This window comes from Corallococcus macrosporus DSM 14697, assembly GCF_002305895.1.
GTDB lineage: Bacteria > Myxococcota > Myxococcia > Myxococcales > Myxococcaceae > Myxococcus > Myxococcus macrosporus.
Map to the genome: position 1 here is coordinate 120,194 of NZ_CP022203.1, position 15,220 is coordinate 135,413.

Here is a 15,220-nt window from a genome sequence, read left to right on the forward strand (position 1 = left end):
ACAGTTGGGCCGGGCACTCGCCCGGCTTCATTCGCTACCACGTGAGGCACCCAGGAGCTGTCCCAGGCTCTGATGAATCATTTCCACGTCGAAGGGCTTCTCGATTTGGAGGTTGGGCACCCGCTCCAGGAACTGGCGGGCCCGCGTGGTGTACGAGCCGCCGGTGATGAAGATGAAGCGCTCGGCGATGCCGTCCCCGCGCTCGCGGACGCGCTCATAGACGTCCATGCCGGAGATGCCGGGCATCATCAGGTCGCAGAAGACGGCGTCGAAGGGCGCGCCCGACGTCAGCACCGCCAGCGCGTCCTCGCCGTTGTTCACCACCGTCACCCGGTGCCGCATGCCGATGATGCGCGCCAGCGAGCGGCCCACCGCGGGCTCGTCGTCAATCACCAGCACCTGGCCCCGCCGCTCGGCGTGGGTCGGCGGCGCGGCGGGCGCGGGCTCGGCGCTGACGGCGTCCGGCGCGGTGGGCAGGGTGACGGTGAAGGTGGTGCCCTGGCCCACTTCGCTGCGGACGGTGATGTCGCCGCCCAGCTTGCGGATGAGGCTGTGGCAGATGGACAGCCCCAGCCCGGTGCCCTTGCCCACGGGCTTGGTGGTGAAGAAGGGGTCGAAGACGCGGGAGCGCACCGCGGGCGTCATGCCGCAGCCGGAGTCGCTCACGTCCACCAGCACGCTGCCCGGTGGCCCGGCGCGGACCCACACGGTGATGTGGTGCTCCTCGGCGTTGCCCTCGGGGATGGCGTGCGCCGCGTTCACCAGCAGGTTGAGGAACACCTGCCCCAGGCGGGAGCCGTCCGCGTGGACGCGGGGCACGGAGTCGTACTTCTTGATGAGCCGGGCGCGGTGGCGGAGCTGGCTGGCGGCCATGTTGATGGAGAAGTCCAGCGGCTGCCGCACGTCCACCGCCTCGCGCCGCTCCTCATCCTGACGGGAGATGAACTTCAAATCCCGCACGATGTTGCGCACGCGCATGGCGCCTTCCTGCGCCTCCTTCAGCAGGGACTCCGTGTCCTGCAGCGTCGCGGGCCAGGCCACGCTGCCGGGGCCGCGCTCGCCGGCGCGTGACAGCTCCGCGCCCAGCCGGCTCATGGACTCCATGGCCGAGGCCAGGTTGGCCATGACGTAGGTGAGCGGGTTGTTGATTTCGTGCCCCACGCCCGCGGCCAGCGTGCCGGCCAGCACCATGCGGTCGTTCTGGAGGAGCTGCGACTGGGCCTGCTTGCGCTCGGTGATGTCGCGCGACATCACGACGACGGCCTCGTGTCCGTCGAACTCGATGGGGATGCCCACGCTCTCCGCGTCGTACCAGGTGCCGTCACGCCGCAGGTAGCGGACCTCGCGCAGCGGCGCCAGCTCGCCCTTCACGGCCGCGGTATTCACGCGGTCCTTCACCAGCTCCAGGTCATCCGGATGGACGATGGCCCAGATGGGCTTGGCCAGCAGCTCGGCCGGGTCGTCGTAGCCCAGGGCCCGCAGCAGCGTGGGGTTGGCGTAGATGAAGCGCCGCTGGGTGTGGACGAAGATGCCCTCGGGCGCCCGGTCGATGAGCTTGCGGAAGCTCTCCTCCGAACGGCGCAGCGCCTCCTGCGTGCGCTTGCGCTCGGTGACGTCCTCGAACGCGAACAGCCGGTAGCGCATGGCGTCCCCCGCCACCGAAGAGGACGCGGACAGCCGCCGCAAGGTGCGCCCATCCGCCAGCGTGGCCTCGTCCTCCACCAGCCCCGGCAGGCAGGTCTGGTCCGGGGAGGCGCACAGGCGCAGGAACTCCGCCGCGTCGCCCGCCGCGAGGCAGCGGTGGATCACCTCTTCGTGGGACAGCTCGCCCCGCTGGATGGCGCCCTCCCACGCGCTGATGCCCCAGAGCTGGCAGAACTGGCGGTTGACGTACTGGACCTGGCCGGTGCGCGTGTCCACCAGGTAGAGGCCGAAGGGCAGGTAGTCGCTCTCCGGCCAGGGCGCGGAGGCGGCCTCCTTCACCGGCCTGGCGACGGGAGGCGGCGCGGCGGGGTGCACCCGGCAGTAGAGCGGTTCGGACCCGGCCCCCATCGCGACATTCCAGGCCAGCGGCATCCACGACCCATCCGGCTGGCGCCAACGACAGGTATGTGGGGTGGGGCTCGCTGAACCCAGATTCACTGACAGCGCGGCGGCGTCTTCCGCGTGGATGAAATCCTGCAATGCCATGCCACGCAGCGACGCCAAAGGCAGGCCCACCATGTGGCCAAAGGCAGCATTGACCTCGAGCAACACGCCGTCACGCCCCAGGAGGACGAAGGGCTCCGTGGACAGCTCGAAGAAGCGTTGGGCCCACTGCTCGGTCAACATGCTTCCCTTGGGTAACCAGGGCGCAGCCAGCGCCGGCTTGGGGGGAAGGCCGGGTCATGGCGTGCGAGGTGTTCGTAGATGCCTTTGCGCTTTCCACGACATAGACACTATTTGTGGAAAAATTGCATGTCCTGATTTCGTGGTGAGGTACGGCTCATACTCGGAGTCATGGCGCTGACGAGATGCGCAACAGGTGGAGCACACGTCGTCTTCCGAAATCGTACCCATGGTGGGGCAGGCCTTACCCCTGGAGCAGGGGCACGCGCTTCCAGTGGGCTTCGATGCGGTGGCGGCTCTCCTCCGGCAGCGGGAGCTGGGCCTGCAGCGAGGACCAGGTGTCGAGCGACGCCTCCACCGCGCGCTTCACCACGGGCAGCACGTCGCTGGTGGGCAGCTCCAGCTTCCGGGCCAGCCGTTCAAAGCCGCTCAGGGAGATGTCCTCGAAGCGCTTGGAGCGGGCGAAGTTGAGCGCGAGCGTGTCCGCCGGCATGTACTGGAGCGTGGACACCAAATCGTACGCGGGCGACAGCGTGGCGCGCGTGCCGTCCGGGTAGAGCAGGGACCAGTTCTTGTGGTGCGCGTCCCCGTTGCCAATGACGGCGATGAACACCAGCCGCCGCAGGAACTCATGCAGCGCGTCCAGGCCGGCGACCTTGTAGATGACGTTGGCGACCGTCTCGTAGTTGTACTTCTTGTACTTCTCGTCCGCGTACAGCCCCAGCACCTGCGTCAGGTCCTCCATGTGGACGCGGCGGCCGGGCTCGGGGCGGTCGAAGCGGCGCACGGCGTAGGCCACGTCCTCGCGCAGGGTGATGCCCTCGGGCAGGCCCTGGATGTCCGCCACGTTCAGCAGCGTCACCTCCGGCACGGTGATGCCGGCGGCGCGGGCCCACGTCATCATGGAGAACTCATTCTCCGGGACGCGGTCGTAGCGGTTGTCCGGCAGCTTCACGATCCAGTTGCCGCCGCGCCCGCCCGCCGGGAGCGTCATGGCCTTGTCCCGGCGCAGCATGGAGAACTTGAGCTGCACGCCCGCCAGCGAGAAGCGCAGCGGCTCCTGCTCCCGCGGCGCGTGGGGCGCCTGGGCGTCCTCCTCCACCGGCTCCAGGCCGCTGAGGGACAACACGCTGGCGGGCCGCACCACGATGGCGCCGGGCAGGTCCTCGCCCAGCCTGGCGATGAGGAAGAACTCGCGCTGGCGGGCCACCTGCTCGCGCTCCGCGATGAGCTCGCGCAACGTGCCCTCCGGCAGCAGGTTGGAGAAGAAGGAGGGCAGGCGCAGGCGGCTGGTGTGCCGGCGCGTGAGGTCGTCCTCGAAAATCTGCCCCAGCACCGGGCGTGGGTAGCGCTGGCGGTACTCCTCCGAGATGACGAACTCGATGCGCTCGTCCTCCAGCAGCGTCAACGTGCCGACGTGCACGTCGCCCAGGTGGACGTCCAGGATTCCGGCCGTGGCGCGGGTGGGCTCCAAGTCAGTCCTCCTCCTCGACGACCAGGGATTGGAGGGACGGACGGTCCGACTCCTCGTAGCGGGTGCGGGCGCGCAGGAACTCGATGATGTGTCTATCGATGAGCTCCATGCGCTGCATGAGGAATTCGAGCGTGCCGCCCTCGCGCAGCGTGGCGCGCATGGCGGGGGTGATGGCGTGGCTCTGGAGGACCTCGGGCGGCGGGGCGGGCTCACCGCGCAGCACGTCCACCAGGGCCAGGCCCGGCAGGGGCGGGTGCAGCAGGTAGTTGGCGGGCGTGAAGAGGAAGGAGCGGTAGAGCGCGGGGTCCAGCTTCAGCTCGGCGTCGGGCTCCTGCACGTTGAGCGACTTGAGCACGGGGCTGAGGCTGGCGGGCTCGGTGTCGCTGAAGAGCTGGGGCGTCTCCAGCAGGGCGCCGGTGCGCAGGTGCCGGGGCTGGAGCGCGTACAAGGCGTTGAGGGCCATGCCGCGCGAGCGCAGCGCCAGGCCGAACGTGGCGGGCTGCGCGTGCTGGGCCAGCCATTCGTCGGAGAGCGGCCGCACCTGCGCCAGCAGCGACTGGACGGACTGCTCCTCATCGGGGCCAATGGCGGCCAGCAGCTCCTGGGGCGACAGGGCCCGGCTGTCCAGGAAGCTGTCCACCAGGGTGCCGCGCCAGAAGCCGCGCGCGAGCAAGTCCCGGGTGCGCGGAGACGGCTCCGGGTGGAGGTGGAAGAAGCGCGCGAGCAGCACGAAGTAGAGCGGGTTCGTCATCAACCGCCCGTGGGGGATGCCCGCGTCGCGCTTGAGGAAGACGATGACGCTGCGCAGCGCCGCCTCCGTCTGGAGCAGCGTCTCGGTGAGGTCGTCCTCCTCGCGCAACTGCTTCTGGAAGTCCTGGGTGAAGTCCAGGCCGCGCACCGCGAGCACGGCCCGCAGCAGCAGGGACTCGTCGACGCGGCCGAAGCCCAGCTCCACCAGGCTGTTGGCCAGCGCCTTCAGGTTGGGCAGCCTCGAGCCCGCCGCGCCGCCGTAGAGCGCGTTGAAGACCTCGTCGTCGGTGAGCGGCTTTCCGGAGGTGTTGAGCCGCTTGAAGATGATGCGCAGCGTCTTCTCCTCCGCGGCTTCAACGACATACGCGGGCATCTGGTACTCGCGCGCCGCCTTGCCCAGGCGGATGGCCGCGCGGACGTGCTCCGGGTTCTTCTCCCGGCCGGGGTAGCGGTCCAGCCAGCCCAGGAGCTGCTCGCTGTCCAGCACCCGGTTGAGCGGCAGCCAGTGCGGAGGCGGCAGCTCGCCGGGCGCGAGCGGGACGATTTCCTGCGTGTCCAAGTCGAAGAAGAGCGTGAAGCCGTCATGCGCGGTGGGCTCCTGCTCCGGGTGGAGGAGCACCGCGGCCAGCGCGGTGATGCGCTGCTGCCCGTCCACCACCCACAGCGCCTGGCTGTGGGAGGGCGCGTCGATGCGCACCGGGCCGAAGCTCACGCTGGCGGCGGGGGCCTCGCGCTTCCAGAAGAGCAGCGTGCCAATGGGGTACCCGCGGTAGACGCTGTCGAGCAAATCCCTCACATCGCCGGCCTCCCAGCGCAGGGGCCGCTGGAAGTGGGGCAGTCGCACCTCACCTCGCCGGACGCGGTCCAACAGGTCCTCGATGCTGAATGCCGTCGCCTGGGGACGCCGTGTCAGGGTGGATTGCATGCGCTTGCCTCTGCTCGGCCTGTAACACGGCCCGCACGGGATGCTCGCCTTCCGGTGGCGGGCGCCGGGAATCACCTGGTTCGGACAGTGACAGCGGAATCATCTGTATTCACTGGTGGTGAATGTTGGATTATGAGCTTGGGGGGGGAGCGTGCTTGACGGGCGCCCGGCCGCCCTTCAACATGCCGTCCACGTTTCCTCCTCGGAGTGAGACGCGGCGGCGGTGATTGCCTCCCCCAAAAGCGACACCGCCGTGGAAGTCCCAGTTGAGCCCCGCGCGCCGCGTTCCCCCTCTCGGCGCGCGGTGGCCCCTGGGATTCTTGGTTCGCCCCTCGCTTCTCCGAGCATTGCTTGGCGCGCGCCCAGGTTCTGGAAGAGCACGGGCACCACCCGCGTGTTGAGGATGGTGGAGGATAGGCGCCCTCACTGGATGACCACGCCCATGGGCGCGTGAATCTCGTTGCCCGCCTCCATCACCGTGGACAGGTCGCGCCCCGCCACGTTGGCCTGCACCACCATCTTGCGCTGGACGCCCTCGCGGCTGATGGTGTTGGGGCCCGTCTAGCACGTGAGGCTGGCGAGCATCTTCAGGGGAATCCGCTGACCGGTGGGGGTGTCCACGGGCGTGGCGGCGTCCCTGCTGCTGAACCTGGAGGGGCCCTTCACCATCCTGCTGGCGCTGTTCGCCTTCGGAAGAGCACCTGGGGCGGTCGGGCGTGCTGGCCGCGGGGTTCGTGATGGCGGGGGCGGCGGTTCTGGGCTTCCAGGAAGGCGGGCTGCGCGGCGACTGGATGGGCATGCTCGCGCTGGCGGGTGCGTGTCTGGCCTGGGCGGTGGACAACAACCCCACGCACCGGCTGTCGCTCAAGGCCCCGCCTGTGCTCGTGCGCATCAAGGTCCTGGGCGCTCCGGTTCCTGCACGCGGGGGGTTGTCTGGCTGACGGGCCAGTCCTTTCCCGGCACGGCGGTGGTGCGCGGCGCCCTGGTGCTGGGCTTCGCGAGTCACGGGGTGTCCATCGTCCTGGACGCGTGTGCGTTGCGGTTGCTGGGGGCTGCACGGTCACGAACACACGTAGGCCGCGTTGGAGCACGAGCACGTGCATCACCACTGCGCCCACCACCAGCACGCCCACGCGCCGGGCGTGTTCACCGCCGAGCCCCATGGTCATCCGCATCGGCACGCGCCGCTCACGCACGACCATCCGCACGTGTCGGACCTGCATCATCGCCACAAGCACTGAGCGAAGGAACAAGCTCCGCGGTTCAGCCGGTGGCTAAAATTGCCCCGTTTCCGCGATGTCCCACTCGCGATGCGAAAAGGACCCCACGATGCCGAAGACACGTCCCCCGTGCGACTCGGAGTTCCGGCAACGCATTGTTGAACTGCACCGGTCCGACCGGTCGTTGAAGAGTTTGGCGGCCGAGTAAATTTGTCCCGAGCAGAGCATCCGCAACTGGAGCAATCAGTCAGGAGGAACTCCCTATAGCGCTCCCAGGCCCGGACTCGGCGTGGATGAGAACGCCGAGATGGAGAAACCGAGGCGCGAGGTACGCACGTTGCGGGAGAAGCCACCTTGCTTCTTCCGCATGTCCGCCAGCGTCTGAACAGGTACCCTCAATAGCCTCGTTGCCTCGTGAAATAAGGCAGGAACATCTGCGCAAGGCTTTCCACGTGCAGTCGCAGAGTCGCGTGGCATTCCAAAGGATTCTCTGCGCCAAGGTGCCGCATCAATGGATTTGCAGTCCATGCGTGGAGACTCCCCAGTTGGGTCCTTATTGTGCCAGAGGACAACGCCGGAGTCTGGGGGGCTTGTTGGCGGAGCGCACTCCGTGTCAAGGTTTGTGCATGGAACGAACCTATAAGATGGCGGTGAGTTCTCCTCCTGCGTGGGAGTGGGATGTGTATTCTGCCTGGGTTGAGAAGGAATACTCAGATTTGTTGCGTTCAGGCGCTTCGAAGGATGAGGGCAATGTTCAAAAATTCCTTGAGCAACATCCTTGCTTGGTTCCGGGTCTTCACTACTCGAACAAGGTTCCATATCCCGGGGCTCTCATATCTCAGCCCAGGCTGAGTGGCGTTGGTCTGAAAGTTCCTGATTTTCTTTGGATTGGATTCGACAGCGCCACGATTTATCCTGTGTTCATTGAAATCGAGACGCCGCATAAAAGCTGGTATACGAGTGCTGGACGTATGCACTCTGAGTTCACGGGGGCCTACCATCAACTCAAGGAATGGTCTGCTTGGTTCGGAAATCCAACGAATCGGCACGCCTTCTTTGAGGCTTTCAGGATTCCATCCGAGCTACTGCGCGATCGGCGTTGCCAGCCTAAGTTTATTCTTGTTCACGGTGCTCGTGCGGAGATCGAGGCTCATCGAGAGTTGAACCCAGTCCGGGCGGAGTACAATACGCCTGATATTGACGTTGCAACGTTTGATCGCCTTGTCCCTGATCACTCCGCTCATGGCTTGTGGTGCGTGAAAAATGATGGTCGGGACTATCATGCGATATCGCTTCCTCCTACCTTTAAAATAGGGCCGTTCAATGCTGGTGATGTTTCGGTGTATCGAGGGCGAGAGGATGCGATAAATGGCAATGCGCTTCTTGGTCCCGAACGAAAAGCGTTTCTCATCGAACGACTCGAATATTGGGACCGCTGGGTGAAAGACGGCAGGGGAGGGTGGAAGTACAGCGGCGATTGGGAATGAGACCGCCATGCGCATCCCCACCTGCCTTGTAGTGCTGATGCTCCTTTGGGCCTGCGCTACGCCGACGCAGCCTCCCATGACACGCGGAGCGCGGAGTCAGAGACTCGCCAACCTTCAACGGGCGGCGAAGTTGCCGTGGACTGACGGTGGGCGGTGCGTTGTTCGCGAAGCCTCCCAGCCTTGGCCCGTGCTCGTGGAGAGGTGCTATCAGGCCCTCGAACATGACCGGATCGAGTTCCACGACACCACGGGACGATGCGCAGTCGCCTCCGCTGGTGCTGCTGCCGTGGGGGTCGGGTTCTGCGTGCTGGTGGCACCTGAGATCGCCGTGGGAGCAGTGATCGTCCTTGGCGCAATGGTGGTCGCCGTCGCCATCAAGGAAGAACTGGATGCGTCTGAGCTACGCCACCACTACCCCGACGAAGCCGCTGCATCACGAGGAACGAAGGGGGCGCCCCGTGAGGCCGTAGCGCAGCGGAGGCCCAAGCCGGAACCGAGGCCAGCGGGGCAGGACTGGCAGCCACCAGTACCGCCTGTGCCACCAGACCGGACGCGCCGCGCCAGTTGCGAGCCTGTTCCGGTGCCACATCGAGGAGGAGACGACGCACATGACCGGTGCGCCGATAGGGTTCCGCCGAACCGCTATCCCGGTATGGACGTGCTCGTTGACGGCAAGCACTTCGACGCGCTGCAAGTGGGCGTGCGCGTGCTATGGGAAATAAAGACCGACCAGTTCGATACGTACTCGCTCTTTCTGCAGAATCAGGTGGCCAACGATGAAGCCGAGGAGCTGCGGGAAGAGCGTGATATCGCCACGGCTTGTGGATATGGCTTCGTCGTTGGCGTGAGCAGTGCCGCGCACAGAGCCGCGTTGCTGCAACGAGAGCCCAGACTCACAATCGTCGTCACGGGATGCGAACGATGACCGCGCAAAGGCGCCTCCTCCTTGCTGTCTACACCCCCGCGCTCACGGGCAACGATGGCCGCACCCTTGCTGCCGTCCGAGGAATGGAGCTGGCGCTCTCCGGCTTGCGCCTGGAGTGGAAGGTCTCCAAGGAAGGGCACCTCGTTGCGCTCCCTGATCGCGATGCGTGGCTGGCGGAAGCAGCGACACGCGGGAAGTTCCCACTGCTGTGCAACGGTGACGAAAGCTACCCGGTAACAATAGCAGGGTTGAAGATGCCTGCCAGCCATGCCCCGGGCGGCCAGGCGCTCTTCGATATCCATGCGGACCTGCCGTTGGACGTGGCCGTCATTGAGGCAGCCGCGAACGTGTTGGTGAATGTGGCGGAGGGCGCACGTGCGCACTGGGGCCGTGCGACGCCGGACCGTGCCGCGCTCGAGATCGCGGAGCAGATAGCTCCCACGCTGGGTGGTCCGCCGTCGCCGCCCCGGGGATTGCCCGCGCTCAATTGCTTCGAACAGAGCCGCTCGCCCGAGCTTCCCTATTGCCTTGGGTGGCTGAACTACTGGTCGGCGGCTGCCGCGCTGGCTATCGGGTTCCCGGACCCTGCTCGTGACGCCGAGCTGCTTTCGCGGGCGCGGCGCACGGCATCGGGCGGTTGGGTCGTACAGCTCACCGACGCGCCGCTCGACTTGGACAATCCTGCCCACCTGGATGCACTCAAGCGCGCCTATCAGCGCTTCCCCGGGATTGGCGGACGGCCGGCACCTTGACTCAAGCAAGGGGCCTGGGATGCGGCTGGGGCCGAGGGAAAGAGCACCCATGTGCAAGCATCCGCACGAACCAGCCCCGAGCCTTCCCGGCGCATGTGCCCCCAGTGTGCCCCTCCCGCGTGGAGTGAAGGGGCGCACCAGGGAACAACTCCCCGGAACAGAACGGGATGGCGTCCAGAGCGCGCGAAACCAGGCTGACAGGTGGGTAACCGCGCGTCCTGCGGGAGGTTTCCTTTGCCCAGGCGAAGGTGACGCTCACCGTCGCTTGCGAGCCCTGGAACATCGGCGGAGAGTGGGCGCCTCCCCTGGAGGACCCTTGCCCGTCGCCACCTTCATCCTGCCTGCTTCCCTCGCGCTCCAACTGCTGTCGGGCGCCGCACCCGCCGCGAAACCGGCGCCCAAGGCCGCCCCGGCGAAGCCCACCACCTCCGCGAAGGCCGCCGCGCCCGTGTATGCGCAGGCGACCGCGGAGAAGCTCATCGGCCCCGCGCTCACGGATGGCCATGCCTATGCGCGGCTCGCCGAGCTGACGGACGGCATTGGCCCGCGCCTGTCTGGTTCGCCGGGCGCCGAGGCCGCGGTGCAGTGGGCGCTGCGCTCCTTCAAGGCGGATGGGGTGAAGGCGTGGCTGGAGCCGGTGAAGGTTCCGCACTGGGTCCGCGGCGAGGCCTCCGGCGAGGTGCTGGCCTCCGAGCGCACGCGCGGCCACCGGCTGGCGCTGCTGGCCCTGGGCGGCAGCCCGCCCACCGCGCCCGAGGGCATCACCGCCGAGGTGGTGGAGGTGACGTCGCTGGAGCAGCTGGAGTCGCTGGGCGCGGCGGTGAAGGGGAAGTTCGTCTTCTTCAACCACACCATGTCGGTGGCCGCGGACTACGGGCGCTTCGCGGGCCTGCGCTCGCGTGGCCCCGCCGCCGCCGCGAAGCACGGCGCGGTGGGCGCGCTGGTGCGCTCGCTGGCCACGGCGTCGCTGCGCACGCCGCACACGGGGGCGACGAACTTCCCCAGCGGCGGCCCGCGCGTGCCTGCCGCGTCGGTGTCCACGGAGGACGCGGACCTGCTCCACCGGCTGCTGGCGGGCGGCCCGGTGCGGGTGAAGCTGATGCTGGACGCCTCCGAATTGCCGGACGCGGACTCCTCCAACGTGGTGGCGGAGATTCGCGGGCGCGAGAAGCCGCGGGAAATCGTGCTCATCGGCGCGCACCTGGATTCGTGGGACGTGGGCACGGGCGCGCATGACGACGGCGCGGGCGTGGTGATGGTGATGGAGGCGGCGCGCCTCATCGCGAAGCTGCCGCAGGCGCCCCGGCGCACGGTGCGCGTGGTGCTCTTCATGAACGAGGAGAACGGCCTGCGCGGTGGGCGAGCCTACGCGGAGAAGCACGCCGCGGAGCTGCCCCGGCACGTGGGCGCGCTGGAGATGGACGCGGGCGGCGGCCGGCCGGTGAGCCTCAGCGTGCGCGCGGGCGAGGGTGGGCAGGACCTGCTGCGCCCGTGGATGGCGCCGCTGACGGCGCTGGGCGTGACGCAGTTCTCCTCGCGTGAGGCGGGTGGGGCGGACATCAGCCCGCTGCTGCCCGCGCGCGTGCCCTTCTTCGGCGTGGAGGTGGACAGCAGCCGCTACTTCGACGTGCACCACACGGAGGCGGACACACTGGACAAGGTGGACCCGCAGGACCTGGCCCGCAGCACCGCCGCCGTGGCGTGGATGACGTACGCGCTGGCGGAGATGCCCGGCACGCTCGCGCGCCCCGAGGCGCCGGCCCCGCGTGGACCCGCGCCCGCGCCCGCGCAGCAGTCGAAGACCTCGGGGCACTGAGGGCTGGCGGCGCGGGGAGGGGCATTCCGCGAGACCTGCCCCTCCTCTCGGTCCTTACTAATTTTGTCGATACTTCGCTGCTTACAGTGAACTCTGCACCCGTCACTAGCGTTCCGGCAGAATATCGACAAAATTATTGATGATGACTGCTGACGTCCGTGAAGCGTTCTGGAGCAATGGCCCCCGGTTGCCCCGGGGCGTGGAGCTCCTGCGTCAGGACGTCTTCCTGGTTCCTCGGAGAGGACCCGGCGGGCAGTCGGTGTACGAACTCGCCGAGGTCGTGCTTCCTCAGGTGCGAGTGCCGGTCCTGCTGGCCTACCGCGCCCCGCTCTTTCCAGCGGACATTCGGCTGCTCCGTGAGCGCCTGCTCGCGGCCAACGATGCGCTGAAGCAGCGCGATGGGGCCACGGGTCGTCTACCGACAGTCCGGGTTCCGATGATCGCAACGGACTCTGCTTCTCCGGCAGTCATCGAAGCATGCGAGCGCGAAGACGTGGCCGTGTTGGACCAGCGAGGAACGTTCTTCCTGCGAGCGGGCGGCACCTTCATTCGTGTCCAGGGGCGGGAGCCCCTACTGCGGCGTCCTCGCGAGCCGGTGTTCCACGGCAAGGGGTGCCGCGTTGTCAGAGTCCTGTTGCAGTCTCCTGGGGAAGCCCAGACGGTGCGAGCGCTGTCTGAGCGGACGCAGACCAGCTACGCCTATGCCCACGGGGTCATCCGTCGGCTGGTGCTGGATGGGTACGTCGAATCGGTGAGCAAGAGGAGCGGGTTCCGGCTCAGGGCTCCGGTCGACCTGCTGAGGGCGTGGATGGAGAGTGGGGAGAAGACCGCTGTGACGTTGGACGGCTTCAATGCGCCCTCCACGACGGGCGAGGTGCTCGGCAAGGGCATGCGTCAGCTGGAGTCCCAAGGTGTCCGCGCCATCTTCACGCTGGCGAGCGCCTTGTTGCCGGAGGAGCGCTTCGTGTCGGGACTGCCGCACGGGCTCTACCTCACAGGCTCCATCGACGCGGCCATCAGCGCCTTCGGGCTGCGCCGCATGACGCCGCACAATTTCTGGGTGCTCCGCGCGGAGCCTTCCGCAGAAACAGACGCAGGGGGCATCTTCTTCGCGCAACGCGGGCTTGTTCACGGGCCGGGAGTCGCGCTGCCTCAGTTGGCCGTGGACTTCCAGCGAAGTGGGGGCAGGGGCAAGGAACAAGCGGATGAACTGGTCCAGAGGTTCGCGCGGGCGCTCCCGATTCCTGAGGAGTCGCCATGACCGAAGAGGAGCGGTTCGAGGAGATACTGCGGGAGCTTGGTGAACTCTTGCTCGACCTGGGAGACCTCTCCTGGGACGTCGTTCTCATTGGTGGGCAAGTGCTGGCAGTGGAGTCTCTCCGATGAGGTGAAAAGGGCGTCATCGCCGTCACAACGGACACCGGCGTGGTCGTTGAGCGCGGTTACTCCTTCGAACCTGACTTGTTGTTCAACATGGATGGCACCGAGTTCAGCGCAGAACGCCTTCCCTCCGTATTGAAGCAACGAGGCTACGAGCGAAAAGCGCGCAACTTCCGGTGGTCGAAGTCACTGCCGGGCGGATGGATGCACCTCGACCTGTTCTCACCTGCCGAAGTCGAACAGGCGCAACTCCCCACTGGCATGACGCCACTCCCCGACGCGGGGTTGGCGCTGCGCGGAAGCCAGCCCGTGTCTCTACCCATTGGAGATATCTCGCTGCGCATCCGGTTGCCGGATGCTGTTGGCTTCCTCTCCATGAAGGTCCGAGCCAAGTTGGAGCATCGGCCCACGGACCACAAGGACTGCTTCGACATCTTCGCCTACGTCAAGCTCGTGGGGCTGGCTGAGGTGCGCGCATCACTGGAGCGGGCTGGCGATGAAGGGCATGTCCTTCGTGGCAAGCTGCAGCGCTTGTTCTGGAGCCCTGACGCAGAGGGTGTGCAGGACGTCATCGCGTATGCGGAAGGCCTCGAACAGGATGAACGGGCGTTGCTCGCTCAAGCGGTCGTCGACGTGTTCGCGGATCTTTGATTCCGCGTCCGTGCAGATGATGACCTCGGGAAACTGAGGGTGGCCAAGCGGGGCCGCTGGATTTTCAAGGGCGCTGGGGCGGCCTGTGCGGGCTTGAGGCACGTCGGCTGGCAGGTCCTTTTGGGATGTCCAAGGGGTTACGTCGCGTGGGCGAAGCTGGCCGCCGTGGGGGCTGCCGCCGCTTCGCGTGGCGTATGTCTTGCTTGGCGCCTGCTCGATGCAGGTGGGAGGACATTCATGATGAAGCAGGGCAAGCGTGTTCCGGGGCTGAAGTGGGTCATCGCCGCGTTCCTCCTGGCGGGCTGTCGTGGCGCGGAGGGTGAGGCGCCCCCGGAGGCCGAGTCCAAGCTGTCGCTGAAGGAGGGGCGGGTGCTCGGCCCGCCGTGTACCGGGGAGCAGAAGCAATGCCCCGAGGGCCTCTCCTGTGCCTCGTTCAACCTGGGGTCGGGCCCTGAGGTCCGCTGCGTCCAGTCCCCGGAAATCTGTGAGTTGTTCAAGTGCAGCAGCGGTGAGTGCGTGGTGCTGGAGAGCCACCCCATCCAGGTTCGTTGCAGCGGCTCCTGAGCCGCGTGCATCAATCACCGAAGGACAGGTGCTCCTCGAGCCCGGTGAGCGCCCGCTGCCCGGCGACGAGGTACTCCGGCCGCCGCTGTGTCTGACCGAAGGCGATGTCCGCCACCGCGCGGCAGGCGGCGAACCACCGTGCCCGTGAGACGACGGCGGGACTCACCGAGCCATACGTCTCCAGCGCGGAGGTCAGCATCGGTGCTCCACCCCAGTGGAGCAGGCCGGCGAAGTCCCGCGCGGGGTCTCCGACGCACGCATCACTCCAGTCGATGACCCCCGTGGGGGCACCGTGGACATCCACCAGGACATGCTCCGCGGCGAAGTCACCGTGGAGCAGCCGAGGCGCGTCGCGTCCCCTCGGCGGGCGCTCCGTGAGCCGCCGCTTCCAGTCCGTGGCCCGGTGCGGTTCGACATGGCCGTGTTCGACGGCGAGGTGCAGGTCCTCCAGCGCGGCGGCGGACCACGCTTCGAGCTCCGGGTCGTCGTCCCCCGGCACACCGAGCGCGTCCGCTGCCGCCGTGTCGAGCGCATGGAGCGCCCCCAGGAAGGCTCCGAGCCGGCGGCCGAGGTCCGGCAGGTCGAGCCGCCCGGGCTCGACGAGGAGCGCGGGCGTCCCGGGCAGCTTCTCGTAGCCTCCAAAGCCCACCACGAGGTCCGAGGTGGACGGGGCGAGGAAGTGGTAGACGGGAATGGGCAGGGGGAGCCGCGGCGCCAGCCACGCCGTCAGGCGCGCCTCCCATTCCAGGTGCCCGGCGGCCGCGTCGCTCCTGGGAAAGCGGAACACGTGGCGCCCAGCCACCTCGAAGGCCTGATGGTCCATGCCCTCACCCAGGCGGACGACGCGCGCCGTCGCCAGCGCGGGGAACCGCGCGTGGATGCGCTCGGCGGCCTCCGCGTCCGTGAGGGCGGGTGACGGCTGTTCCTCATCGTGGGACATGCGTCGAC

The 15,220-nt window shown here is 67.5% G+C and carries 13 protein-coding genes; 9 read left to right on the top strand and 4 right to left on the bottom strand.

Annotation, left to right across the window (positions count from 1 at the left end; translation table 11 throughout):
• Positions 1–27: 27 nt before the first annotated feature.
• From MYMAC_RS00540 to MYMAC_RS00550, 3 genes are all read right to left on the bottom strand, one after another.
• On the bottom strand, positions 28–2,331 hold the full coding sequence (locus tag MYMAC_RS00540; protein WP_204817293.1) for a PAS domain S-box protein: 2,304 nt from the start codon (positions 2,329–2,331) through the stop codon (positions 28–30).
• Positions 2,332–2,572: 241 nt separating this feature from the next.
• A complete protein-coding gene (locus MYMAC_RS00545; RefSeq protein WP_095956623.1) occupies positions 2,573–3,802 on the bottom strand; it encodes a type II toxin-antitoxin system HipA family toxin in 1,230 nt (409 codons plus the stop codon).
• 1 nt (position 3,803) lies between these two features.
• A complete protein-coding gene (locus MYMAC_RS00550) occupies positions 3,804–5,477 on the bottom strand; it encodes a DUF262 domain-containing protein (RefSeq protein ID WP_095956624.1) in 1,674 nt (557 codons plus the stop codon).
• A gap of 716 nt (positions 5,478–6,193) precedes the next feature.
• Here MYMAC_RS00550 and MYMAC_RS37455 point away from each other — a divergent pair.
• The 9 genes from MYMAC_RS37455 to MYMAC_RS00590 all read left to right on the top strand — a co-directional run bounded on the left by MYMAC_RS37455 (position 6,194) and on the right by MYMAC_RS00590 (position 14,272).
• Entirely contained in the window at positions 6,194–6,418 is a 225-nt protein-coding gene (locus tag MYMAC_RS37455) for a hypothetical protein (RefSeq protein ID WP_239989251.1), read from the top strand.
• A 905-nt stretch (positions 6,419–7,323) separates the two neighbouring features.
• Positions 7,324–8,184, top strand: coding sequence for a Shedu anti-phage system protein SduA domain-containing protein (locus MYMAC_RS00560; RefSeq protein ID WP_157757418.1), 861 nt, complete (start codon positions 7,324–7,326; stop codon positions 8,182–8,184).
• Between the two features lie 355 nt (positions 8,185–8,539).
• Positions 8,540–9,109 (top strand): DUF6310 domain-containing protein, encoded by a 570-nt coding sequence (locus MYMAC_RS38510; RefSeq protein WP_338026043.1) that lies wholly within the window; start codon positions 8,540–8,542, stop codon positions 9,107–9,109.
• Positions 9,106–9,861 (top strand): DUF5953 family protein, encoded by a 756-nt coding sequence (locus tag MYMAC_RS00570; RefSeq protein WP_095956627.1) that lies wholly within the window; start codon positions 9,106–9,108, stop codon positions 9,859–9,861. The genes MYMAC_RS38510 and MYMAC_RS00570 overlap by 4 nt, the downstream gene beginning before the upstream one ends.
• A gap of 316 nt (positions 9,862–10,177) precedes the next feature.
• The gene (locus tag MYMAC_RS00575; protein ID WP_095956628.1) at positions 10,178–11,677 is read left to right on the top strand and encodes a M20/M25/M40 family metallo-hydrolase; all 1,500 of its coding nucleotides are present in this window, start codon (positions 10,178–10,180) and stop codon (positions 11,675–11,677) included.
• Positions 11,678–11,936: 259 nt separating this feature from the next.
• The gene (locus MYMAC_RS00580) at positions 11,937–12,938 is read left to right on the top strand and encodes a hypothetical protein (RefSeq protein ID WP_239989252.1); all 1,002 of its coding nucleotides are present in this window, start codon (positions 11,937–11,939) and stop codon (positions 12,936–12,938) included.
• Positions 12,935–13,063 (top strand): hypothetical protein, encoded by a 129-nt coding sequence (locus tag MYMAC_RS38245; protein ID WP_275663159.1) that lies wholly within the window; start codon positions 12,935–12,937, stop codon positions 13,061–13,063. Before MYMAC_RS00580 ends, MYMAC_RS38245 begins: the two co-directional genes overlap by 4 nt.
• Before the next feature lie 39 nt (positions 13,064–13,102).
• Entirely contained in the window at positions 13,103–13,708 is a 606-nt protein-coding gene (locus MYMAC_RS37460; protein WP_239989253.1) for a hypothetical protein, read from the top strand.
• A 237-nt stretch (positions 13,709–13,945) separates the two neighbouring features.
• Complete coding sequence (locus MYMAC_RS00590; RefSeq protein ID WP_013936729.1) at positions 13,946–14,272, top strand: hypothetical protein; 327 nt, start codon at positions 13,946–13,948, stop codon at positions 14,270–14,272.
• 10 nt (positions 14,273–14,282) lie between these two features.
• Here MYMAC_RS00590 and MYMAC_RS00595 read toward each other — a convergent pair whose 3' ends face one another.
• On the bottom strand, positions 14,283–15,212 hold the full coding sequence (locus MYMAC_RS00595; protein ID WP_095956630.1) for a phosphotransferase family protein: 930 nt from the start codon (positions 15,210–15,212) through the stop codon (positions 14,283–14,285).
• Positions 15,213–15,220: the final 8 nt, after the last annotated feature.